We start from the raw sequence: 21,768 nt of genomic DNA on the forward strand, positions 1-21,768 counted from the left end.
GGTTCTTTTGTTCTATTCGACTCAAAGCACTCATTTTATGCAGAATTTTGGATGAAATGAAGGTAGAAAATTGAAGAAATCACACCGTTTTTTCTTGATATAAATGGTTCTGGTGGTATAATTTCTCTGAAACATAAGGGAATGGAGGGGAATTTGATGATTTTAACGAAGCACGATCTTCACCACTACTTAACTCAGGATAAGAAAGCATTAACGATCACGCGCAGAAGGCCAAAGTGGTTTGGGGATGATATATGGAAATATCAAAGGTATTTACGAAAATATGAATACTATTCTAATAGCGGCGCTCTACTCCGCAAATGGTTTTATCGTTATTTACATAAAAAGAAAGGCATGCAGCTTGGCTTTGATATCCCGATTGGCGTCTTTGGCCCCGGCCTTAGAATCAATCATACCGGGCTCTTAATTGTGAACAGGCACGCAAAAATCGGGGCATTTTGTGATATTCATCAAGGGGTGAACATTGGCCAAAACCATTCCGAAAAGGATGTACCAACCATTGGAGATCACGTATGGATTGGCCCCGGCGCTAAGCTGTTTGGGGACATTTATATTGCGAATCATATTTCAATTGGAGCAAATGCCGTAGTGAATCGTTCCTTTCATGAAGAGCAGATTGTCATTGCTGGTGTGCCGGCTCAAAAGGTAAAAGGAAAAAGCCCTTCTTCATGAAGGACCCACCTGATAAAAAAGAATAACACCGATCAAAACAGAGATGAGCAGCATGAGATAAAACAAGATGGTTAAAATCAAGATCGTCCAGCCCAGCCCCTTCCTCTCTGTCTTGATCAAATAAATACCGAGTACGATGGTACTAAATAGCACACCTAAAATAGCCCACAGCCACTTGTCTTTGTTGTGCTTTGGCGCATCAAACCATAAATAGATGGCCACAGCGAGTGAAACGAATAGACCCGTTATTCTCAAGATTAAACTCCCCCTTATGTATACGCGCTCTCTATGATGCGTTTGAGTATCCGAAGATCAGCATCAGGAAGTAAAAGACATAGGCTAGCATAACAATAACATAGATGATGATGGACACGATCAGAACTGTCCAGCCCAATCCTTTTCTTCCTGTTTTGATGAGGTAGATCCCAAATGCAAAGAGCCCGAATAATAGACCTAAAATAGACCATAACCATTTATTTTTCCCATGTTTTGGTGCATCTATAAATAGATAGATTGCGACTAAAATAGAAACAAACCATCCAGTTATCCAGCCCACATTCATCTGCCACCCTTCTTCTTTAGTTTATTCCATTATATGATACTTTTATCCTAAAAAAATAATGATTCAGAGGATATTGCGCGGGAGGCTTTGCCATTCCTCTCTCAGCATCCCATAGCGCATCGAATCATAATACTCTCCTTGGTAGTAACGGACCTTTCGCAGTCTTCCCTCAAGGACAAATCCGCATTTCTCTGCGCACCGCATCATCCGTTCATTCCCTGACCAAGTAGTTAGACCAATTCGAGGGATATCAATATGCGTAAATAATACATCAATCCATTGATTTAAAGCCTTTGTTCCAATGCCCCCGCTCCAAAAGCGTGAGTCATAAATGATAATGCCGCATTCAAGCCACCGTGTACGTTCATTCTCCCAATAATATGAGACAGTGCCTTTAATATCACCGCCTATTTCAATGCCATATAGCTTTTTAGGAATGGATTCATCCTGTAAGTATCGTTTCTTAAATGCAGCAAGCGGGATTTCGTGTTCATCAAAATAAGGGGCATTCCATTTTCGATAGGACTGATCTGGTGCTTTAAATTTTAAATGCCACACCGTCTCTAAGTCCGTTTCGGTTAATGGACGTATGTTCACAAGCTCTTCCTTTTCTCTTTTCATCTGTTCACGTTCCTTTACTTTGTCGTTCTTTTTGCTAAATGACGGTACTCGATCGGCGTCATGCCTTCGTTCTGCCGAAACAGCTTAGAAAAATAAGTAGGGTCGTCAATGCCTACATGCTCTGCAATGGCTGCGATTTTTTCATTCGTTGAGACGAGCATGCTTTTGGCCTTTTCAATCTTGAGACGATGGCTGTACTGGTTTGGCGTCAATCCATATACCGTCTGCATACATCTTGTCATGTAGTCAGGATGATAGTGCAGTTTTTCTGCAAGCTGCTCCATGTGTAATTTCTTCATAAAGTGATGCTCAAGATAGTGAACCACTTCTGATGCAACGGTTTCCTTTGCACTTGGAATATGGAATGCTTCCTTTTGCAGGTGAATGAGCAGTTCTTCAAATAGAAGCTGTTTTTTCAGCGGAAGTTCAGATGCATCATGATTTAGTGCTCTCATCGCTGAAAGGTGTTTTTCTAACAAACTTCGTCCTTTCACTTTTCCTAAACGGGGCAGGCTAAATTCATAGGTTGCCGGCTTTTCGAAGGTCGATTGGTTTTGTTTCATATCAATCCAGTGTTCTCTCGGCCGGTTCGTCAGCTCAAATCGATCAATTGAGAAATGCAGCCACTCATAGTGTGTTGCCTCTTCACATGGCAAATGTCCACCATGAGACAGACCCGGTGAGAGAATCATATATTCACCTTCTTTTATGTGATAAGCATCCTCGTCCTCTGTCATCCATAGTTCTCCTTTTGTAACATAGAGAAGATCAAATACAGTAAAGGTTCTTGAGATATGTCTTTCTCCTTGATGAAATACACCTTTACCTGAAGCAATATAAATAGGAAACGGCGGTACAGTAAATGTAATAAATCGAGCCATATTCATCTCCTTATGAAGTCGGATTTCTCCAATAAGTTTCGGTTTCATCTCTTCTTATTATAGTCGATGCAAGGTACACTATAAATCGGATTTATACGAAAGGAGGCTATGTGATGAAACCTCAAACCCTGTCATATGAAAAGGTTCAAGCCAAAGATGAGAAAACACACCCTTCATTATTTGCATTAACTTGGCCTATATTTATCGAAATCTCTTTATATATGCTTATGGGGAGCGCTGATACACTCATGCTCAGCCAATACTCTGATAACAGTGTGGCCGCAGTAGGTGTAAGCAACCAGCTCCTGAATTTATTAATTGTCATGTTCAGCTTCATTACAACAGGAACGACCATTGTGATTGCCCAGCTTTTAGGAGCTGAACGCAGGCAGGAAGCGACTCAAGTTGCCTATGTCTCTTTAGGAACCAACTTCTTGATCAGCTTTATCATTAGTCTCCTCATGTTTGTGTTAGCTGTTCCAATCCTGCACATGATGGGCTTATCAAGTGCACTCATGCCGGATGCGGCGGTCTTTTTACAAATTGTCGGGCTGCTTTCTTTTATTCAAGCGCTCATTATGACGTATAGTGCTATTTTAAAAAGCTACGGATATACAAGAGACACGATGTATGTCACCATCGGAATGAATTTGCTAAACGTTGCCGGCAATTATTTGGTCATTTTTGGTCCGTTTGGCTTTCCGGTATTAGGTGTCATGGGTGTTGCCTTTTCAACCTCGCTGGCTCGATTGATCGGATTGCTGGCGATGATCCTCATTGTCCGCCGCCGAATTGGATTGCGCTTTTCGCTGAAGAGCATGTTTCACATCCAGCGGACGCATTTAAAAAAGCTGCTGAAAATTGGCATTCCTTCTGCTGGGGAGCAGCTTTCCTATAACGGCTCTCAAATGATCATTACACTGTTTATTACATTTATGGGGACGCAGGCTTTAGCAGCAAAGGTCTACACTCAAAATTTGATGATGTTCATTATGTTGTTTGGTGCAGCGATTAGCCAAGGGACACAGATTTTAATTGGGCGCCATATTGGGGCGAAAGAATTCGATGCGGCCTACCGAAGATGTATGAAAAGCCTATACTGGGCCATTGGGATCTCTCTTCTTTCTTCCACTGCTCTATCTTTATCATCGACGCATTTGCTTACGTTTTTCACTAGCAATCGAGAAATTATTCAAATTGCTGCCACACTTCTCCTATTGACGATCATTTTAGAGCCGGGACGCTCTTTTAATATGGTCATTATTAATTCATTGCGGGCTGCTGGTGACGCGAAGTTTCCAGTGTATATGGCGATGATATCAATGTGGGGAATTGGGCTTCCGATCGCTTATTTGTTAGGCATTCAGCTTGAAATGGGGCTCATCGGGGTTTGGATTTCTTTTATCGTGGATGAATGGATAAGAGGCATCTTCATGTATAGGCGCTGGCGTTCCAGAGTATGGACGGAGTATCGTTTTTCTTCCACATAAAAAGGACTGCGGGTGCAGTCCTTTCAAGATTTTTGACAAAGGGCTAAAATGGTTTTTATTTTAGCCCTTTGTCTTCTTTTCAGCATGATTGAAAACCTTTGCAGTCTAGGAAGGCCGAGCACCGAAGCGGAGCGAATTTGACATTCGTGAGCATTGGCGCGCAGAACTGACAAAGAATGCGAAGGTTTGTCTACATGCTGAAAGGACTGCGGGTGCAGTCCTTTTTTACGTAATATCTTCTAAAATAAGTGCTTTTTCCTGTTTTGAAATAAATGCTCGCTCTGTAAAGACGCGGTATTCGTTTTCTCTTGTTTTATCTAAAATGGCTTTATAAAAGTAGGCTGCTGCTTTCACCGGTATACGTGAATACAGCGGGAATTCATGAAGATGGTCAAAAAACTCCTCGTAGTATGCCTCTGCCTCAAAAGCAATGTACTCCCAGACGTGCTGAAAAGCTTGATTTACAATCCCTTCCTGCAATTCTTGCTCTGTGTACCCGAATTGATCCATCACTTGCTTTGGCAAATAAATGCGGTCTCTTTCAGCCTGATCCTCGCCAATATCCCGAAGGATGTTGGTTAGCTGCATAGCGATCCCTAACGAAATGGCTGCTTCTTTTAGCTGCTCTTTTTTACGCGGTGCAATAATAGGAAGCAGCATGAGTCCAACGGTACTAGCAACATGATAGGAATAGATGAGCAGTTCATCTAACGTTTCGTATCGCTGCTGCTCTAAATCCATTTCCTGTCCTTGGAGCAGGTCACGGAACGGGGCTTCATCCATCCGAAACTCTTGAAATGTATGCTCTAGCGCCACCCATATTGGATCTTTCCGGTCTACCTCACCTTGTAAAAATCGATCAAACGTCTCCCGAAAGGATGCAAGGTCCTCTTTTGGCGAAGGCGACTCATCTACAATGTCATCTGCTTTCCGGCAAAAGGAATATACAGCCCAGACGGCCTGTCTCTTCTTTTTAGGCAGCATGGAAAAAGCACGGTAAAACGTTTTTGAATGGGTTTGAATGGTTTCCTCACACACTTTCAATGCTGTTTGTACATCAACCACTTAGCTTCACTTCCTTTCTATCATTCAAATCTTTTAGTAGTACAGAAGCCATGAGCTTTGCACTTTGCATCACGATCGGCACCCCGCCGCCTGGATGAATGGAGGCACCTGCCGCATAAAGATTGTCTGTCTCTCTGACCTTCACTTGCGGGCGGAAGACACCTGATTGAAACAAATTAGGCGCAAGTCCAAAGCTGCCGCCTTCAAACAATCCTTCTCGCAAGGAATCATTTGGTGTTCTGACCTTTTTCCAGACAATCGACTCTCGCAATCTCGGAAAGCCTCTTTTCTCAAGGACATCCACCATGTTCTCGGCAAAATCTGTCTCCTCTTCCCAGTTGATATGATCTCCTGAAGGAACGGGGATCAGCATATAGAGAACACTACAGCCCTCTGGGGCAAGAGATGGATCAATGATCGATGGATTAAATGTATAAAACGATGGATTTTGAGGAATCGTTTTCGTTTGAAAAACTTCTTTCATATGCTGATCAAAGTGTTCTCCCATAAAAAATTGATGAACAGGTGCTTCATGATACATCTTGTTTAACCCGAGATACACCATCACACACCCAGAGGACGGCACGTATTTCCGGCGATCTTGTTCTTCTAAACCAAGCTGTTTTAACGCAGCTGGATAATCTCCATTGATCACAAATGCATCAGCGGTTACATGTTCATCATTTACTTTTGCCTTGACTGCCCGTTTCCCCTCAAACACCAATTGCGTGACTTCTTCATTTTTTCTTACATGCACACCCATTTTGATGAGCTGCCCTTCCAATATATCTACTAAACTCGCATAGCCGCCTTTTAAATAGTAGATTCCATGTGCGTGCTCACTATATGACACAAGCGAATAAATAGCCGATGCTTCATACGGGTTTCCCCCAACATAGAGGGTTTGAAGTGCGTATGCATCTCGCAGGCGTTCGTCTGAGAAATATTTTTTCAGAGCGCTTTGTACCGTTCGATACGCTTTTAATTTCATTAAAATCTTCATATTCGCTTTTGTAAAAAATGTACGTTTTTCGTGAAATGATTTTTCTAGAAAGGCTTGCTGGCCTTCTTGAAACCGGTCCGTCATTTCTTCCATAAACCTCAGGAACCCTTGATCTTCCTTTGGAAATACACGTCTGATTTCATCTAGCTGACGAAGGGCATCAGAGTACTTCGTATAAGAGGTTCCATCTTGATATTGAATGGTGTACAGCGGATCAAGCTGCAACAGATCAAGCGATGAATCGTCAATTCCTACCTCATGTAAAATGCCTTTTAACATGTCAGGAAGTAGGACAATGGTCGGACCTTCATCTACTTTATATCCTTTCTCACGTACAAAAGCAAGTCTCCCGCCAAGCCGCTCATTTTTTTCGACAAGGGTGACATCATGTCCCGCTTTTTTTAAATAAAGCGCTGAGATCATTCCGCCAATACCGCCGCCTGCAATCAATATATGTTTTCTCATGAGGCGCTCCCCTTTTGATGCGGCATTGTTTTGTGTGAATGTTTCTCTTTTGAAAGAATGGCATTTGTCGTGATACGTGCTGATTCTAAAATGGTTGGGAGTCCGCTTCCTGGATGCGTTCCTCCTCCAACGAGCCAGCAGTGCTTTAATTCATCAAATTCATTGTGCGGCCTTAGGACCATCATCTGCGTCAGCTGGTGGCCAAGGTTAAATGTAGCTCCTTCATATACGTAAAGGTCTTCCTCCCATTGCTTCGGTGTGATCATCCGCTCAACTTCTATATGCTGTCTCACATTCTGAAAGCCGGTTTTCCGCTCCAATGTATCCAGCACAAGCTCTCTAAATTCGTCTTGATGCGCTTCCCAGTCAATACCGCTTTGGTTATTGGCAACTGGAGCCAGAACATAAAGAGCTGATTTTCCTTTTGGAGCAAGGGAGTCGTCGGTTACACTTGCATTTTGAATATAAATAGACGGATCATCTGGCAGCTCATATGTTTTCGTAATGCCTTTAACGAATCGAGCATAATCATCGGAAAAAACGATGGTATGATGCGGCTCATCATACATGGTATCCAGTCCTAAATAAAGCATAAAGGTAGAGCATGAAAATTTTTTCTTTTTTAATTTTTTCTCACTGTATTTCTTTAAGAGTCCTGGCTCGACAAGCCTTGTCATCACATGTGCAAAGTCTCCATTGACGACAACCTCATCTGCCTGTAGTTCTTCCCCAGATTCTAAACGAATGCCTTTTACTTTCCTTCCCTCCGTGAGCAGCTTTTCGACGCCCGCTGACAGATGAATCGCGGCTCCTGCTTCAACCGCCGCCTTTGCCATCGCTTCTGACAGCTGATTGACACCGCCCTTCGGATGGAATACACCTGTGTCATGTTCCATAAACGAAAGGATTGAGAACGCACCAGGGCATTCCCACGGGGACATCCCTAAGTACTTTGATTGAAATGTAAAGGCATATTTCACTGATTCATTCGAGAAATAGTCTGACAGCACAGCATACAAACTTTTATTTAGCGAAAGCTGTGGAAGTGCTTTGATCACCTTCGGGCGCAAGTAATGATGAAAGCGATCCATTTTACTTTGTAAAATTGGTGTCAGACGATCCATTTTGCGCTTTGTATCATTCATAAATCTTAGATACCCTTCGCCCTCACCAGGTGCAAAGGCTTCTAATCGTCTGTACATTTCATCGCGATCCCTGATCATATCAAGCTGATTGTCTTGAAAAATTAATCTATACATCTCTTTTAATTCAATCACATCGATATAATCATAAAGATTTTTTCCAGCAAAGGTGAACAGTTCCTCTGCAATATGAATCATGCTGAGAAAGGTAGGACCTGTATCAAACGTAAAATCACCAAGTTGAAACTTAGCGTTACGTCCACCGACAAAGGGCTGCTTTTCGTATACATGAACGTCATGTCCTTTGCTTTGAAGCATCATAGCTGCCGCAAGTCCCCCTGGTCCCGCTCCGATCACAATGATTTTCATTATCCTTTTTCCTCCAAATTAATTCACTTTAAGTTAATTATACAAATTGAAAAGGTTTGATCAACTTTTGATGTGCTCAAAAAGGCTCATGTTATGTATCAAAAAAGCCGGCTTCCTTTCAACAAGTGCAAGAAAGCCGACCCTTTATTACGCTTCTATATCAATACGATACGTTTCAAACCAATGATGAATCTGTGCTAGATGGGCAATCAACTGCGGGCCCTTCATGAGCTGGCCATACCATGGCACATGAAAGGAAGCTCCTTCCGTTTCAATCAGCTGTTTTAATTGATGTGGATCTAAAAATTCGTGAAGTACAGAATCTTTTTGCGAAAGGCAGTCTGTTAGCATCTCTTTCACAGCCTGAGTATAGGCTGGATGATGTGTTTTCGGATAAGGACTCTTCTTCCGATAAAGCACTTCATTCGGTAAAATTCCCTCTAATGCTTTTCGCAAAACCCCTTTTTCACGATTTCCATGCATTTTCATTTCCCAAGGAATATTCCACACATATTCGACAAGACGATGATCTGCAAATGGCACACGTACCTCAAGACTAGCGCCCATACTCATGCGATCTTTTCGGTCAAGCAGTGTTGTCATAAACCAGATCATATTTAAGTAAAAAAGTTCTCTCCGGGCTTTATCGACTCCAGTTTCTCCATCTAAAAGAGGCGTTTCTGCCAACGTTTCTTCATATTTGCTTTGCGCGTATTCCTTCAGTGACAGCTTTTTTTGCCACGTGTCTTGCAAAAGCTGCGTTCTCGCTTCAGTCGATCTCATCCAAGGGAAACTATTTGTTTCATTTGCCATGTGAAACCAAGGATAGCCGCCAAAAATCTCATCAGCACACTCACCTGACAAACCAACAACGAAATCCTTTTTAATTTCTCGGCAAAATATAAGTAAAGAAGAATCGATATCTGCCATACCAGGTAAATCTCGAACCTCAACCGCTTCCTTCAAATATGCAGCCAGCTCTTTTTGCCCGATGATACAGCTGTGATGATTTGTTTGAAACGCTTTGGTCATTTGATCAATCCATGGGCCGTCAGCATTCGGCTGGAAGTGACTCGCTTCAAAGAATTGATCATTTTCTTCGTAGTCAATGGAATACGTATGAAGCGGTGCTTTCCCTATTTTCTCAAAGTGCTTTGCGGCAATGGCAGTAATAGCACTAGAATCAACGCCCCCAGATAAAAATGTACATACAGGTACATCAGAGACGAGCTGTCTTGTCACGGCATCTGTAAAGAGATGCTTAATGTGCTGTGCGGTGTCATCAAGTGAGTCGGTATGCTCCTTGCTTTTGACATTCCAATATCTCCACACGCGCAGTCCGTTTTTTGAAAAGGTCAAGGCATGTGCAGGTCTCAGCTCTTTTACCCCTTTAAACACTCCTTGGCCTGGTGTTCTTGACGGCCCTAAGCCAAAGATCTCCGACAGCCCTTCATGATCGACTTTTGCTTTGATATTAGGGTGAGCAAGAAGTGCTTTGATCTCTGAACCAAATAAGAAGGAATGATGACGTTCTGTATAGAAAAACGGCTTGACGCCGAGCCGGTCTCTCCCTGCAAATAACAATTCACGCTCACTATCCCAGATCACAAATGCAAAAATGCCATTAAAATGGGAGACACACTCTTCCTTCCATTCTGTATAGGCATGAAGAAGAACTTCTGTATCAGAATGCCCAAGAAAGCGGTGACCCCTTTTTAATAATTCTTTTCTTATATCCTCTGTGTTATAGAGCTCTCCGTTGTATACAACCGTATAAGCATGGTTTTGATGTGTATATGTCATCGGCTGCTTTCCGCCTTCTACATCTACAACCGCTAACCTTTTATGCCCGAAAAGAACGTGCTCACTTTTCCACGTATTTGTATCATCTGGCCCTCTTTTAGATAATGTATCTGTCATTTGATTGATTACATGATCCTGTTGGATGAGCTGCTTTTTAAAGTCTGCCCAGCCTGTAATTCCACACATCATCATCAGCTCCCATCCGTTTTTCCTCAATTGTTCTCATTCAGCCTTTCTTAGTTTATGCATCGTCTCCTTGATAGTTGATTTGTCCTTTTTTCCCGGCGTATAGGACAAGCTTGATTTGGTAAGAAAAGAAAGAAGAAAGGAGCTTTTGTAAATGGAGAATCGAATGAAGCAGCTTGAACGCTGCAACCGAAGATGGTGTAACGGGTATTTGCTCATTGAAAACGGGCATTGTCTGATTGAAGATGAAGAAGGAGAGATCATGCTGCCAGAAAGTCTCCAAAGCACGATGATCTGTTTGCAGGAAAATGACCGATGGACAAAAGGAGAATTGCTTGGTTCCATGATTCTCCATGAAAACGGGCAGCTAATAGAAGTACAAGGGGGAGAAAAAATTCAATATACGGCGTCCCTTGCGAAAGGATGGCTTGATCTTCTCATGTTCGTACCGGAAAACATCTTTCATCACATCCTTGAACAGGTAGAGCAGCTTGGTTTTTCCGTCTATGATTGTGTCTTCTCTTCCTTTCATTCAATGCAGCGCGTCTCTTTCTTTCAGTTTTCGGCAGATACGCAATCACTTGCACTTCAATATCACTATGAGCCTGCAGCCAGCCACATCCGTTTTGAATGGACCACCTCAGACGGGCACCGGACGGTTTCACAATTTGATGCCACATAAAAAGGACACTGCTTCGTATAAGCAATGCCCTTTTTATATTAAAAGATATGGAAACCGATCGGGAGACGTAAACCGAGAAGAATGGTCACAATCGCAAATACGATAAAACCAATCAACACACCAGTCACCGATTTTCCTTTTTTCTTGCGCACTAGGACCATTTCCATGAAACCGATCACGAGGATACCGAGAATCATTTTTCCAATATACTCGCCCCCGAAACCTGGAATTTTCATTCCTGTGCGAACATACAGCTCTACGCCTGTTGCGATAATGATCAAGTAGAATAAGCGAACGATCATGTGCACAATTTTAGCGCCTTTGTCGTTTTTACCTGCTAGAGCAAAGGCTACGAAAAATAAAATAATCCCCAGCACCCATGCTGTGATATGTAAATGTGTTCCCATTTGTGATTTCCCCCTTTATCAGAACAAGTACCTTCTCATCGTACCACGAAATAAGTCATACACAAAGCGACAATCCTGTGTCATCACGCGCTTTATTTGACGTGATTCGTCAGCGTTCCAATCGGTTCAATCGTAATGTCAATACGATCTCCAGAAGCTAAAAACTTAGGCGGTTCAAAGCCCTTCCCCACCCCAGAAGGTGTACCTGTTGCAATGATGTCACCCGCTTCTAACGTCATCCCTTTTGAAAGAGTGGAGACAATGTCCTCAATTGTGAAGATCATTAATTCCGTACTCGCAGACTGACGAACCTCTCCGTTTACCTTTGTTTCCACATGGAGCGCACCATGATCCTCGATCATTGACTTATGAACGATATAAGGTCCAATCGGGCAGGTTGTATCTAAGCTTTTACCAATGAAAAATTGTTTATGTTTTTTCTGCAAATCTCTTGCCGTCACATCATTTAAAATGGTGTAACCGAATATATAATCTTGGACCTCTTCAGGAGCAATGTTTTCCCCTGATTTGCCCATCACGATGGCAAGCTCTCCTTCATAATCCAATTCACTTGTCACACCTTCATGAAGATGAATGTCCGCTTCGTGTCCAATGACAGAAGTAGGTGCCTTTGTAAAAATCATTACGTCTTTAGGAATATCCGCCGCACTACCCATCTCCATGACATGATCTTGATAATTCTTTCCGACACACATGATGTTTTTAGACGGCTTTGGAATCGGTGCATGGAGTTTCACGTCCGAAAGCGGATAGACATAAGAACCGCGGTCTTCTTCTTTTTTCTCAGCCCAATCAAGAAGCTGCCCTACATGTTCCACAAACTTGTCCCCCATTTTGATACACTCAGATAATGAGTTTGGCAGTGTCTCAAGCTCAAATAATTTGGCTTCTGCCTTTTTGACGTCCATCACCCATTCATCATCAATGACTACCCCAATAAACATGCTGCTATGTATCTCACCAGTAAAAAACTTCATGTCTTCCCCTCACAATCTTCATTTCGCTAAGTTATGATGTCTCATTTTATTTCTCTATGAAATAAAAAAAACCCTTTTTTATCATACTCTCTTTTAAAAAGGGTTTCAAAAATGATGATCGAATGCTTAGCGGAAACGGCGGTACTCCCACATGTTCCCTTGATCCCATTTACGCTCAACATTTCCTCTATTTCTGGAACGATGCGATTTCTTTCCACATCTTCGGCAAGAGCGGCTGCGCTTATGGTGATGAGAACGTTTAGATCGATGGCTGCGGCGCGACTTGCGGCTCTTCTTATGGTGGGATCTGTGCTTGCTGCGATGTGACTTGCGGCAGCTCTTCTTATGATGCGATCTGCATTTGCTGCGGTGTGACTTGCGGCAGCTTTTCTTATGATGCGATCTGTGTTTGCTGCGGTGTGATTTGCGGCAGCTCTTCTTATGATGCGATCTGCATTTGCTGCGGTGTGACTTTTTCGGTTCGCTCTTTTTGCTTCTGTAAGATTTTTTGCTTTTATATGACTTTTTACTCTTCATGCTTTTCTTCGAACGATAGCTTTTCTTTGAGCGATAACTTTTCTTTGAACGATAGCTTCTGTAGCTTTTTTTACTGCGGCGTGATTTACGGCGTCCACCACCGCCAAAGAACCAATGGCCGCGACTTGAATGACGAGAACGAGCTGACTTGTGCGAACGTCTCGATTCTGGTTCACGATCTAAGTGATGATCACGTCCCTCACTTCGAAGTGAAGCCACTGCATGTTCAATGTGTGAATGATCAAATGTACTCACGAACAATTCCCCTCCCAGTCTATCTTCGACAAAACAAACAGACAAAGCTGTTTATCTTCTCTGCTTTATGTTACGAGACTCGGTAGACAAGTGTTCGTGACGAATGCCTCTTTCCTTGAAAACTCCATGAATACCTACCAGCCGGTACAGGACATTCCTTCACTTTCATATCGTAAAGAAGAGCATATAGGAGGCTGATGAACATATGAACACAGAACCTTTAAAACAACTTGATATGTGGATTCATCCAAAGGACCTGATTGAATTAAAAAAAGACATTTGGAACGATGAACCTGTTGAAGCCATTCTGAAAACCGGCCAAACCAAATCACATATTTATGCTTCATACCGCGGATCACACATTAGAAAGCTTAAGAAAAAGTCCTATCAAATTGAATACCGAAAGCCAAAACAAAGACAAGGCGAATCCATCTTTCATTTAAATGCAGAGTACAATGACCCTTCTTTTATCCGAAACAGGCTGTCCTTTTATTTCTTTGAGCAGATGGGGGTGCTAAGCCCAGCCGCTTCTCATGTGTTTCTCACCATAAACGGAAGAAAAGAAGGCATTTATTTGAAAATAGAATCCGTCGATGAGTTTTTTCTTCAAAAACGGCAGCTTTCAGGAGGCGGCATTTATTATGCAGTTGATGACGATGCGAACTTCTCCCTTTTGAGTTCTTTTGATAAAAAGCCAAAAAAGCACCTTCTTCTCGGATACGAGAAAAAAACGGGGACTTCTCAACATGATCAGCAGCTGAGCGAATTTATTTACTTTCTCAACACAGCGAAAGATGACACTTTTGCAGAAAAAATAGAACAATACCTAGATGTGACACAATATTTCCGCTGGCTCATCGGTGTGGTATGCACACAAAACTTTGATGGTTTTGTTCATAACTACGCTCTTTATGTGAATGAACAAGGAAGGTTTCAAGTACTTCCTTGGGATTATGATGCAACATGGGGTCGAGACATTCATGGAGAAGAAATGGCGTTTGATTATATCCCAGTAAACGGCTTTAATACATTAACAGCTAGATTACTAGATATCCCTTCATTTAAAAGAGCCTATTACACACTTTTCCAGCATGTACTCGATACACATTTTGTAGAAGACCAGCTCTGCCCAATCATCGAGAAATGGCATGAATCGATTGAGTACCGAATTGGAGATGATCCATATACGAAAGATCGCAAAGACATCCTGAAGTCTGAACGAGACTTAATCAGGCAGTATATCAACAAAAGACGACGTTATTTACAGGCTGAGATAAGAAAAGAGATATTTGGCACGTAAGAACACTTTCGAATTTTGTCACTTTATTACTCATATTGACGAAACAGCTTTTTTTATAGAAAAATAGGGTATACTAACCATATCCTTCTATTTGATAAAAAATGTGAGAGTTGGCGTCCGTTATGATCAATTATGAAATTGAACAAAAAAGATTACATTTAATTGAGACTGCAAAAAAATTCGGGATGAATGCCGAAGAAACGATCAGGTGCAGTCAAGAGCTTGACACACTCTTAAATAAAGGTATCAAATCCACCTCTAAAGATTGCTCAAAAAAAGGGTAAGCCATACATCTAATTCCTCTCATCAAAAGCATTCAAAAAGACAATCACACATTAAAAGACCCATCATAAGCTATGGTGAAACGCCCAAAACAAGTGCCCTAATTTTATAAAGGATGTGCACCGCTATGCCGGCTATTGTTGGAGCCTTTAAAGTAAATGCCGTCGGAACGAGCGGAGTCGTTCATGTTGGAGACTGCATCACCATTTCTCCAAATAGTCAGGTTAAAACGTTTGCTGGCGCAGGCAGTTTTAATACTGGTGATCAATTGCGAATTAGCAACTACAAAAGTGTGACAAATACGTACGACAGTGATGTCATTGATCAACCGCTTGTTGGTAACTTGTAAGGAGTGAGGATCCGTTGAACTTCTATATTAATCAAGCGATACAAATTAATTATTTACGTGTAGAGTCTGTGAGTAACTCCTCTGTTCTGCAAATAGGAAGTGCTGGGTCCATCAAAGCCCTTTCCAACCTGTATAACACGGGAAGCTACGTAGAAGCAGCGCCTGCCGCAGCAGGTACACAAGGAATTGAAGAATCTCAAGGCGCAAGCACAGCACCTTTTGTACCGCTTCAGTCACCAACATCTTAAGTTCATCTGCAATCCCCGGAGGTGTATGTAAATGTATGATTATCAAAGCAACGCTTCACAAGTGTATGGCATCATTCAACAACAAACACAACAAATCATGATGCTTGAAAAAAAGCTTAACGAACTTCAGCAGGAAATACAAATGATCAAAGATAAGCCGACAACGAATATTGAACGGATTGATTATCAATTTGATCAACTGAAAATCGAACGGCTGGAAGGAACGCTGAATATCGGCCTCAATCCATCTGATCCAAACAGTGTTCAAAACTTTGAAGTGGGCCAAACAACAACCCCGGGAATTGGAATGATGCAGCAAGAAATGGCTGGTCAATTTTTCAATCAAACACGACAGCTTGTCGATGCATTCTTAAATGAAGAAGCACCGGACCTTCTTGAAGAGCTAGAGCAGCGATATGAAGGGTCCCTTGATGAAAGCAACAAACACCATATCATTGAGGACATTCGCAAGCAAATTGACAGCAGGATCAAATACTATGAGGGACAGCTGCCACAGCGGGAAGATATGACCCCGCTGCAGCGTTCAGAGCAAATTGCTGAATATGTGAAACATGATGTAAAGCGGGCGATTGAGCACTTTTTAGCCCATATTCCAAGTGAAACGAAAGGAGAGGAAAACGGATGAATTTTACTGTTGTCAACCGCAACATCGAGACCGGAAGCATTAAAGTAGTCGGGGTATCGTCCTCTTCCCTGTTTATCATCGGGGACACAGACCATGTACAATTATCCTCGATTTTCGATACACCGCCAGAATCACTGATTATCGGCCCGTTTGTTCCTCTGGCACCTCGATAATGATCAAGCGCACATCTAAAGTGAAGTTCTCAAAGGTGAATTCTGTCGGGATTTCGAGTGTGGTTCAAATTGGTGATACACAGGAGCTATGCCCGGTAGTCAAGGTGTTAGCTGTTCAACGAACCATTAGTTTGTTTTATGGCTATGAAGCAGGAAATTTAGATGCGAAAGAATTTGAAGTGTATGTTGAACCCATTCCATTGATGCTGCCAGAACGATCAGTTAGAACGGCATTCTACCATGAAAAGCCTGTGATTAAGGTGTCTTCAATCCATGTAGAAGGGGTATCATCGTCCTCTGTCTATCAAATCGGCTCTACTTGTAGAATGAATGGCATTGCGCGAGTGAAGCATATCAGGGAGCTATTTAGCAATGATGAAAGTCCGCAAAACTCACAAATGGACCTACCTATGCATATGATGTGATATGACTTCGAATAAAGGATGTCGATTATGCCAGCAATTGTCGGACCCATTTACATTAACTCTATTTCTGGAGGCGTCGTAAACGTCGGTGACTCATTCTACCTATCGCCTAAAAGTTCGTCAAAATCTGCTTTAGGCTCTGGAGCGGGGAATACCGGAGATTTCTTGATTTTAAATAATGGTATTAGCGCCACCAACTATGTGGATCCTGACTTAAATGATCAGAATATGGTAGGCAATGCATAAAGCAGCTCCTCTACACTCATTTCAAATAGAGGAGCGCTTTTTTATGCTTATTTCTTTCTGCGCTGTCTCGATTTTTTCGTTTTGACCAGCTTGCTTGCCGGCTGTTTCCGAATCCATTTGATGTAAGAAGCAAGCTTTTCATCCTGCCTTAGCGCATCAATTGTGTTCAAACGTGCGGCAAGCTCCTGGTTTGTAAAGAGGGCATGTACTTGTTTATGACAAGGGATGCACAGGAAGGCAGTCGGTAAAAAGGCACCGCCCTCTTCTCTTGGCGTTAAGTGATGTTCTGTGAGCAGGACATCTTGTCTTCCGCACAGCTCACATAATCCAATTGTTTGCTTTGCCACCGTGTCATCACCTCAAAATTTACATTAATTCCATTGAGACTGTTGTCCCTTTCCCACTTGGATCTGCTGGATGGACAATCAGTTTTTTCGGCAGCCGCATTTTCAATTCTTCCACATGGCTGATGACACCGACAGCTAAGTTTTGGGATTGTAACTTCTCTAATGCGGTAATCACCGTATCAAGCAAGTCTTGATCAAGGGTACCGAAGCCTTCATCAAGGAAAAAGAATTGCAGCGGAAACTCACCTCTCAGCTGAATCTGCGCTGAAAGAGCTAATGCAAGCGCAAGCGACGTCAGGAAGGTTTCCCCGCCGGACAAGCTGGACACTGGACGTCTGACACCGCCATTCGCATCATCACGCATGACAAAACCGCCTTCTGAATCAACCTCAATCGCATACCTTTGTCTTGTCAAAATACCAAGACGGGCAGATGCATCACGACTGACACTTTCCAGCTGTTCTTCTGCTAAGAACTCAACAAATGTATTTCCTTTAAACACAGTTTGCAGCTTATCGAGCCGATCAATTTCTTGCTGAAGCTCTCTCAAGCGTTCATGAATACTTGCAAAGCGCTGGTGATTCTCTTCCATTACGCGCAGATGTTCATATGCAGAGCCGCTCATTACTGTTGCTTCTTCCAATGCCTTATCTGCCGCTTCTTTTCTCAGTTGAATGTCAGTCCACTGCTGTTCATTTAATGACTCATCTTTCAGCAGTTCAGAAATTCGCTTTAAGTTTGCGGCACATTGCTTTCTTTTATCCTCAAATTCGTCAATTTCTTGTTTAACCGATTGACGTACTGCCTGATTCATAAAAGCAGATTCAATCTCTTGAGGCTTATCAAAAGGAGAAGACTCCGATTCTTTAGCCCATGCTGCACTTGCTTCTTGTTTTCTCCGGTCAGCCTCTTGAAGCTGACGCTCACAGCTTGAAAAATGACTTTGCGCTTCACTAAAGAGCTCCTGCGCGTGCTGTAATTGCTTGTACGATTGCTGTTCCATTTCATTAAGACGAGCAAGCGTGTGTTCAACCTCAATCAGTTCATCAGAAATAGAGACAGCTTTTAATGGATACCTCCCTAAATCTGTTTCATATTGATGAATGAGCTGCTGCTGGCTTTCTAGCTGATGCGCTAGTTTATCAAGTTCCTTCTCTACATCGTATATGGCTGTTTGCAGCTGTTCTTTTGCCTGCTGCTTTTCTTCCAAAAATGAAATACTTTTCTCAATACGCTCTTTATAGCCTTCCGCTTGCTGGTCCTTTTCATCGATCTGCTTTTGCATCTCTTGTACTTGATGCAATGTAAAGTGCGGGAAGGTCTGTTCAAATTGAGACGTTTGCTCTGACAGCTCAGATTGAAGCTCCTTGATCAGTCTGTCTAATTCTTCAATACGCTGCTGTTCAAATGTCATTTGATCTTTCATCTTGCTTATCTCAGCTGCTTGATCGTGTGTTTCATCCATTAAACGAGCTCGTTTACGTTCAACTTCTTGAATATCTTGTTTCAAGCCTTTCCATTCTTGCATGAGATACTGCAAGGACTCCGGATTTTGCACTGCTTCTACTGCTGCAGCAACTTCCGCACCAGGCGCTTTCTGAGATAAAAAGGCAAACTGCTTTACTAATTGATTGGCGTGCGTTTCCAATAGCTGCTTGGCGGCATACATGTCTCTTGCATATTCCTCTGCCAGCTTGAGTTCTTTGTCCATCCTTTGAATCACTTCATCAATTTGTGCCACAGTTTCTTCATGGTCATTGTTTTCCAATGCCTTCGGATCATGATGAATCGATCCACAAACAGGACATGGCTCGCCATCTACGAGCTCTGCTGCTAATTCTTTTCTTAATTCTGCCGCCCTAACAGCGTCACGCTGTTTTAATTTTTCGAGCTTCTGACTTTGTTCTCTTTTACTCCATTCTGTAAAAGCGCGTTCGAATTCACATACATAGAAATAGAGCTGTTCAATCGCTTGAAATGATTGATCTATTTTTTCATGATGGTCTTTTTGCTGTTTTTGAAGCTTTTCATATGCTGCTGCGGTCTGTGATGATCGCTTTTTGAGCTCTTCCATCTTTTGTTCTTCTTTGTGTATGCTCTGATGTATTCTTTGAACATTTTCGCTTAAACGCAAAGCATCCTGTACACTTTTCCGTTCTTTTACAGAGACTTGCAATTGCTCCAGCTCACGTTTCAGCTGTGTTTGTTTTGCCAGTGCACGTTCTAACAAAGATTGGAGATTGTCTGCTTCTTCTTTTTTTTGTAATAATTGCTGCGCTGTATTATTTTTTCGTTGTTCGATTGCCGTCTTTTCCTGAAGAGCCGCCTCTTTTTTCCGTTCAATTTCCTTTAGCTGAATCAGCTGCTCTTTCTTTTGGAGAAGTTCTGGCTCAGTTTCTATTTTCTTTTGTCTGGCTTGCTCATAGTTCTGCGTCATTTGATCATAGATCGTTCGTTGATGCAGAAGCTGATTTTCTGCTTCCTGCTTCTCTTTTAATGCTTGAGAAAGCTGATTTTCAGCCTTTGTTAATGCATCCGCATAGGGCTTTAATGCCTCTGCCTGCTCAGCAATATGAAGCTTGGCCTTTTTCTCTTCCATTGATGGTGCCAGTTGATTCAAATGGTTTAGTTCCGTCTCATAAGCTTCTTGTTCCTTTTGATACTGCCAAATCGTTTGCGCCTTTGTAAAAGCAGTGAACGCTTCATCCCGCGCTTGTTTTTTCTCATGAAAATTAGCCTTTGCCTGCTCAGCTGCTTCCTTTGCCTGTACGAGCGCCTCTGGGCCAGCTTCACCTAAACCATTCAGCTCAGCAAGCAATTCATTTTTTTGTCCATATTGATTCTGCGCCTTCGCGCGCAAACGTTTGACAAGCTGATCCCCATACTTTTCCAGGTTAAACAAACGCTGTAGCATTTGTCGTCTATCGGCTCCTTTTAGAGAAAGGAATTCTGCAAACTTGCCTTGAGGCAAGACAACCGCTCGCGTAAAATCATCGATGGTTAACCCAAGTAATTCTTCTATTTTACGATTGACCTCACTCGCTTTATCTGCAAGAACTGTCTGCGTATCACCAATTTCAATCAAACGGCATAGTGTCGTTCTGACTTTCATTTCATCTGCCCGCTTGAAAGCACGTTCGACTTTATAAGAAATGTGATGTTCCTTTTGCAAAGCGAATGTGAAGGAAACCGACAGCTTTTCTTCCGCTTGGTTCAAAATACCATGTGTATTATTTAACGCACGTTCCACTTTGCCATAGAGTGCCAGGGTCATAGCGTCTAATATGGACGACTTTCCGCTTCCTGTCGGTCCAAAAATGCCAAACACACCTGCATCACATAATGAGCTAAAATCAATTGTTTGTTCTTCTCTGAAGCTATGAAGTCCTTTAATGGTTAGCGTAATCGGCTTCAAGTCGCTTCCTCCTCTTGCATTTCATTGGCGAGCTCCAAAAACAGCTTGACTGTTTTTTCATCAGGAAGACCGCCGCCTGTCTGGCGCTCATAAAATTTCACGAACCGCTCTTCGATTGAGAGCTTTTCGACTTGTTTTTGTTCTTCCATTTGCTGCAGTTCTTTAAACTTTGGTCTAATGTGGACAAACCCGCTATGCTGCTTTCGGAGCTGATGGATCTCTTCTATAGAGAGCTGATCTGTTAAATGAATCTCTAAATCAATCCATGCCTGAAGATCCCGTTTTTCATCCAGCCACTCGTGTACTTGACTCAGTCCCTCAGTCGCCTTCCATTTCACAAGTGGTTTTCCGCTTGATAACAACACTTCTTTCCAGCTTGCTTTTTCATTAGGTTTTGCTTCTACAATCGTGACTGATTTGGCATATCCTGATTCAGAAAAACTGTAAGCAAGAGGTGACCCGGAATAGCGGGCAATCGTTTTGGCACGCTTGATGGTTTGCGGGCGGTGTAAATGACCAAGGGCCACATAGCAGGCTGCTTCTGGCAGACTTTCAGCCGCAACGGTATATGCGCCGCCTACTTCAATTGGTCTTTCTGAATCGGTTTGACTTCCTCCCGCCACATAAATATGGCTCGTTGCGATATTGACCGTATCCGCTTGAAATTGAGTGCTTAAATGCTGGAACGCTTGCTGTATTTTTAAATTGTAATGATCACGAAGTAATTTCTCTTCAAATGTTTCAGCCAACACCTCGTTTAGCCTCGCCTCAGACGGATAAGCAAGAGCTGCAATGGATAAACGTTCACTCGAAGAAGGAACATCGATGCGGATGATATCATTTGTCGGATATCCAATTAAATGAATCCCCTGATCATTTGTTAAAGGGGATGCGGCGGATAAGCGATCCGGATTATCATGGTTTCCTGAGATGACCACTACCTGACGTTTTCCTTTATCCGATAAGGCGGATAGACTTTCATAAAAAAGCTGCTCTGCTCTAGCAGGCGGATTCACTGTATCAAAGGCGTCTCCAGCCATGACAATGACATCAATGTGTTCGTCTTTTACAATTTGATACAGCTCATCTAAAAACTGTGCTTGCTCATCAAGCCGGCTTCGGCCTTCAAGGGTTTTTCCTAAATGCCAATCTGCCGTATGCAGAATCCTCATGTGATT

The 21,768-nt window shown here is 42.5% G+C and carries 25 protein-coding genes and 1 pseudogene; 12 read left to right on the plus strand and 14 right to left on the minus strand.

Annotated features, from left to right (window positions below; all coding sequences use genetic code 11):
• Nucleotides 1-156: 156 nt before the first annotated feature.
• Complete coding sequence (locus tag ACLGGR_RS04025) at nt 157-693, plus strand: serine O-acetyltransferase (protein ID WP_410972539.1); 537 nt, start codon at nt 157-159, stop codon at nt 691-693.
• Here ACLGGR_RS04025 and ACLGGR_RS04030 read toward each other — a convergent pair.
• From ACLGGR_RS04030 to ACLGGR_RS04045, 4 genes are all read right to left on the minus strand, one after another.
• Nucleotides 688-948: a hypothetical protein gene (locus ACLGGR_RS04030; RefSeq protein WP_142944467.1), complete on the minus strand. Its 261-nt coding sequence runs from the start codon at nt 946-948 to the stop codon at nt 688-690. The two genes, ACLGGR_RS04025 and ACLGGR_RS04030, sit on opposite strands and share 6 nt — an antisense overlap.
• Nucleotides 949-979: 31 nt before the next feature.
• On the minus strand, nt 980-1,255 hold the full coding sequence (locus ACLGGR_RS04035; RefSeq protein WP_142944466.1) for a hypothetical protein: 276 nt from the start codon (nt 1,253-1,255) through the stop codon (nt 980-982).
• Between the two features lie 63 nt (nt 1,256-1,318).
• A complete protein-coding gene (locus ACLGGR_RS04040) occupies nt 1,319-1,876 on the minus strand; it encodes a GNAT family N-acetyltransferase (protein WP_142944465.1) in 558 nt (185 codons plus the stop codon).
• Nucleotides 1,877-1,890: 14 nt separating this feature from the next.
• Nucleotides 1,891-2,757 carry an AraC family transcriptional regulator gene (locus ACLGGR_RS04045; protein WP_410972540.1) on the minus strand — a complete coding sequence of 289 codons (867 nt, stop codon included), beginning with the start codon at nt 2,755-2,757 and terminating at the stop codon, nt 1,891-1,893.
• Nucleotides 2,758-2,870: 113 nt separating this feature from the next.
• Between ACLGGR_RS04045 and ACLGGR_RS04050 the strand changes: the two genes are divergently transcribed.
• A complete protein-coding gene (locus ACLGGR_RS04050; RefSeq protein ID WP_410972541.1) occupies nt 2,871-4,247 on the plus strand; it encodes an MATE family efflux transporter in 1,377 nt (458 codons plus the stop codon).
• 225 nt (nt 4,248-4,472) lie between these two features.
• On the opposite strand, the gene ACLGGR_RS04055 is transcribed toward ACLGGR_RS04050, so the two are convergent.
• The 4 genes from ACLGGR_RS04055 to asnB all read right to left on the minus strand — a co-directional run bounded on the left by ACLGGR_RS04055 (nt 4,473) and on the right by asnB (nt 10,280).
• Complete coding sequence (locus ACLGGR_RS04055) at nt 4,473-5,312, minus strand: phytoene/squalene synthase family protein (protein ID WP_410972542.1); 840 nt, start codon at nt 5,310-5,312, stop codon at nt 4,473-4,475.
• A complete protein-coding gene (locus tag ACLGGR_RS04060; RefSeq protein ID WP_410972543.1) occupies nt 5,305-6,780 on the minus strand; it encodes a phytoene desaturase family protein in 1,476 nt (491 codons plus the stop codon). The genes ACLGGR_RS04055 and ACLGGR_RS04060 overlap by 8 nt, the downstream gene beginning before the upstream one ends.
• Nucleotides 6,777-8,291 carry a phytoene desaturase family protein gene (locus tag ACLGGR_RS04065; protein ID WP_251215683.1) on the minus strand — a complete coding sequence of 505 codons (1,515 nt, stop codon included), beginning with the start codon at nt 8,289-8,291 and terminating at the stop codon, nt 6,777-6,779. The genes ACLGGR_RS04060 and ACLGGR_RS04065 overlap by 4 nt, the downstream gene beginning before the upstream one ends.
• A gap of 147 nt (nt 8,292-8,438) precedes the next feature.
• Nucleotides 8,439-10,280: an asparagine synthase (glutamine-hydrolyzing) gene (gene asnB / locus ACLGGR_RS04070; RefSeq protein ID WP_410972544.1), complete on the minus strand. Its 1,842-nt coding sequence runs from the start codon at nt 10,278-10,280 to the stop codon at nt 8,439-8,441.
• A gap of 154 nt (nt 10,281-10,434) precedes the next feature.
• Between asnB and ACLGGR_RS04075 the strand changes: the two genes are divergently transcribed.
• Entirely contained in the window at nt 10,435-10,962 is a 528-nt protein-coding gene (locus ACLGGR_RS04075; protein ID WP_410972545.1) for a DUF2777 family protein, read from the plus strand.
• Nucleotides 10,963-11,000: 38 nt separating this feature from the next.
• Here the strand turns inward: ACLGGR_RS04075 and ACLGGR_RS04080 are convergent, their stop codons facing one another.
• Together ACLGGR_RS04080 and ACLGGR_RS04085 are read right to left on the minus strand one after the other, a co-directional pair.
• Nucleotides 11,001-11,369: a YisL family protein gene (locus ACLGGR_RS04080; protein WP_034282135.1), complete on the minus strand. Its 369-nt coding sequence runs from the start codon at nt 11,367-11,369 to the stop codon at nt 11,001-11,003.
• A 92-nt stretch (nt 11,370-11,461) separates the two neighbouring features.
• Nucleotides 11,462-12,367: a fumarylacetoacetate hydrolase family protein gene (locus tag ACLGGR_RS04085; RefSeq protein ID WP_251215686.1), complete on the minus strand. Its 906-nt coding sequence runs from the start codon at nt 12,365-12,367 to the stop codon at nt 11,462-11,464.
• A gap of 111 nt (nt 12,368-12,478) precedes the next feature.
• On the opposite strand from ACLGGR_RS04085, the gene ACLGGR_RS04090 reads away from it, so the two are divergent.
• On the plus strand, nt 12,479-12,694 hold the full coding sequence (locus ACLGGR_RS04090) for a hypothetical protein (RefSeq protein WP_410972621.1): 216 nt from the start codon (nt 12,479-12,481) through the stop codon (nt 12,692-12,694).
• Nucleotides 12,695-13,084: 390 nt separating this feature from the next.
• Here the strand turns inward: ACLGGR_RS04090 and ACLGGR_RS19260 are convergent.
• Nucleotides 13,085-13,159, minus strand: a pseudogene (locus ACLGGR_RS19260) (spore coat protein CotG); the annotation flags it as partial.
• Between the two features lie 205 nt (nt 13,160-13,364).
• Between ACLGGR_RS19260 and ACLGGR_RS04100 the strand changes: the two are divergent.
• The 8 genes from ACLGGR_RS04100 to ACLGGR_RS04135 all read left to right on the plus strand — a co-directional run bounded on the left by ACLGGR_RS04100 (nt 13,365) and on the right by ACLGGR_RS04135 (nt 16,828).
• On the plus strand, nt 13,365-14,459 hold the full coding sequence (locus ACLGGR_RS04100; protein ID WP_410972546.1) for a CotH kinase family protein: 1,095 nt from the start codon (nt 13,365-13,367) through the stop codon (nt 14,457-14,459).
• 122 nt (nt 14,460-14,581) lie between these two features.
• Entirely contained in the window at nt 14,582-14,743 is a 162-nt protein-coding gene (locus ACLGGR_RS04105; protein WP_029707539.1) for an aspartyl-phosphate phosphatase Spo0E family protein, read from the plus strand.
• A 125-nt stretch (nt 14,744-14,868) separates the two neighbouring features.
• The gene (locus ACLGGR_RS04110) at nt 14,869-15,090 is read left to right on the plus strand and encodes a spore germination protein (protein WP_003211745.1); all 222 of its coding nucleotides are present in this window, start codon (nt 14,869-14,871) and stop codon (nt 15,088-15,090) included.
• Between the two features lie 14 nt (nt 15,091-15,104).
• A complete protein-coding gene (locus ACLGGR_RS04115) occupies nt 15,105-15,338 on the plus strand; it encodes a spore germination protein GerPB (protein ID WP_008355157.1) in 234 nt (77 codons plus the stop codon).
• Nucleotides 15,339-15,369: 31 nt separating this feature from the next.
• Entirely contained in the window at nt 15,370-15,984 is a 615-nt protein-coding gene (locus ACLGGR_RS04120) for a spore germination protein GerPC (RefSeq protein ID WP_410972547.1), read from the plus strand.
• Nucleotides 15,981-16,157 (plus strand): germination protein GerPD, encoded by a 177-nt coding sequence (locus ACLGGR_RS04125; protein WP_003210893.1) that lies wholly within the window; start codon nt 15,981-15,983, stop codon nt 16,155-16,157. The genes ACLGGR_RS04120 and ACLGGR_RS04125 overlap by 4 nt, the downstream gene beginning before the upstream one ends.
• Nucleotides 16,157-16,582 carry a spore germination protein GerPE gene (locus tag ACLGGR_RS04130; RefSeq protein ID WP_410972548.1) on the plus strand — a complete coding sequence of 142 codons (426 nt, stop codon included), beginning with the start codon at nt 16,157-16,159 and terminating at the stop codon, nt 16,580-16,582. Before ACLGGR_RS04125 ends, ACLGGR_RS04130 begins: the two co-directional genes overlap by 1 nt.
• A gap of 27 nt (nt 16,583-16,609) precedes the next feature.
• The gene (locus tag ACLGGR_RS04135; RefSeq protein WP_003211468.1) at nt 16,610-16,828 is read left to right on the plus strand and encodes a spore germination protein; all 219 of its coding nucleotides are present in this window, start codon (nt 16,610-16,612) and stop codon (nt 16,826-16,828) included.
• 47 nt (nt 16,829-16,875) lie between these two features.
• Here ACLGGR_RS04135 and ACLGGR_RS04140 read toward each other — a convergent pair whose 3' ends face one another.
• Genes ACLGGR_RS04140 through sbcD form a run of 3 tightly spaced genes read right to left on the minus strand, consistent with a single transcriptional unit; the run spans nt 16,876 to nt 21,762 of the window.
• A complete protein-coding gene (locus ACLGGR_RS04140) occupies nt 16,876-17,175 on the minus strand; it encodes an HNH endonuclease family protein (RefSeq protein WP_039177660.1) in 300 nt (99 codons plus the stop codon).
• Between the two features lie 19 nt (nt 17,176-17,194).
• On the minus strand, nt 17,195-20,590 hold the full coding sequence (locus ACLGGR_RS04145) for an AAA family ATPase (protein WP_410972549.1): 3,396 nt from the start codon (nt 20,588-20,590) through the stop codon (nt 17,195-17,197).
• On the minus strand, nt 20,587-21,762 hold the full coding sequence (sbcD, locus tag ACLGGR_RS04150; protein WP_251215692.1) for an exonuclease subunit SbcD: 1,176 nt from the start codon (nt 21,760-21,762) through the stop codon (nt 20,587-20,589). The genes ACLGGR_RS04145 and sbcD overlap by 4 nt, the downstream gene beginning before the upstream one ends.
• Nucleotides 21,763-21,768: the final 6 nt, after the last annotated feature.

The sequence above is a fragment of the Bacillus sp. BD48 genome (assembly GCF_046566805.1).
Classification (GTDB): domain Bacteria; phylum Bacillota; class Bacilli; order Bacillales; family Bacillaceae; genus Bacillus; species Bacillus safensis.

Excerpts from the sequence above, each read along its gene's own strand:
- ACLGGR_RS04025 (WP_410972539.1), top strand. The coding sequence starts at position 157 with ATGATTTTAACGAAGCACGATCTTCACCACTACTTAACTCAGGATAAG.
- ACLGGR_RS04035 (WP_142944466.1), bottom strand. The coding sequence starts at position 1,255 with ATGAATGTGGGCTGGATAACTGGATGGTTTGTTTCTATTTTAGTCGCA.
- ACLGGR_RS04040 (WP_142944465.1), bottom strand. The coding sequence starts at position 1,876 with ATGAAAAGAGAAAAGGAAGAGCTTGTGAACATACGTCCATTAACCGAA.
- ACLGGR_RS04045 (WP_410972540.1), bottom strand. The coding sequence starts at position 2,757 with ATGGCTCGATTTATTACATTTACTGTACCGCCGTTTCCTATTTATATT.
- ACLGGR_RS04050 (WP_410972541.1), top strand. The coding sequence starts at position 2,871 with ATGAAACCTCAAACCCTGTCATATGAAAAGGTTCAAGCCAAAGATGAG.
- ACLGGR_RS04060 (WP_410972543.1), bottom strand. The coding sequence starts at position 6,780 with ATGAGAAAACATATATTGATTGCAGGCGGCGGTATTGGCGGAATGATC.
- ACLGGR_RS04065 (WP_251215683.1), bottom strand. The coding sequence starts at position 8,291 with ATGAAAATCATTGTGATCGGAGCGGGACCAGGGGGACTTGCGGCAGCT.
- asnB (WP_410972544.1), bottom strand. The coding sequence starts at position 10,280 with ATGTGTGGAATTACAGGCTGGGCAGACTTTAAAAAGCAGCTCATCCAA.
- ACLGGR_RS04075 (WP_410972545.1), top strand. The coding sequence starts at position 10,435 with ATGGAGAATCGAATGAAGCAGCTTGAACGCTGCAACCGAAGATGGTGT.
- ACLGGR_RS04080 (WP_034282135.1), bottom strand. The coding sequence starts at position 11,369 with ATGGGAACACATTTACATATCACAGCATGGGTGCTGGGGATTATTTTA.
- ACLGGR_RS04085 (WP_251215686.1), bottom strand. The coding sequence starts at position 12,367 with ATGAAGTTTTTTACTGGTGAGATACATAGCAGCATGTTTATTGGGGTA.
- ACLGGR_RS04090 (WP_410972621.1), top strand. The coding sequence starts at position 12,479 with ATGATGATCGAATGCTTAGCGGAAACGGCGGTACTCCCACATGTTCCC.
- ACLGGR_RS04100 (WP_410972546.1), top strand. The coding sequence starts at position 13,365 with ATGAACACAGAACCTTTAAAACAACTTGATATGTGGATTCATCCAAAG.
- ACLGGR_RS04105 (WP_029707539.1), top strand. The coding sequence starts at position 14,582 with ATGATCAATTATGAAATTGAACAAAAAAGATTACATTTAATTGAGACT.
- ACLGGR_RS04110 (WP_003211745.1), top strand. The coding sequence starts at position 14,869 with ATGCCGGCTATTGTTGGAGCCTTTAAAGTAAATGCCGTCGGAACGAGC.
- ACLGGR_RS04120 (WP_410972547.1), top strand. The coding sequence starts at position 15,370 with ATGTATGATTATCAAAGCAACGCTTCACAAGTGTATGGCATCATTCAA.
- ACLGGR_RS04125 (WP_003210893.1), top strand. The coding sequence starts at position 15,981 with ATGAATTTTACTGTTGTCAACCGCAACATCGAGACCGGAAGCATTAAA.
- ACLGGR_RS04130 (WP_410972548.1), top strand. The coding sequence starts at position 16,157 with ATGATCAAGCGCACATCTAAAGTGAAGTTCTCAAAGGTGAATTCTGTC.
- ACLGGR_RS04135 (WP_003211468.1), top strand. The coding sequence starts at position 16,610 with ATGCCAGCAATTGTCGGACCCATTTACATTAACTCTATTTCTGGAGGC.
- sbcD (WP_251215692.1), bottom strand. The coding sequence starts at position 21,762 with ATGAGGATTCTGCATACGGCAGATTGGCATTTAGGAAAAACCCTTGAA.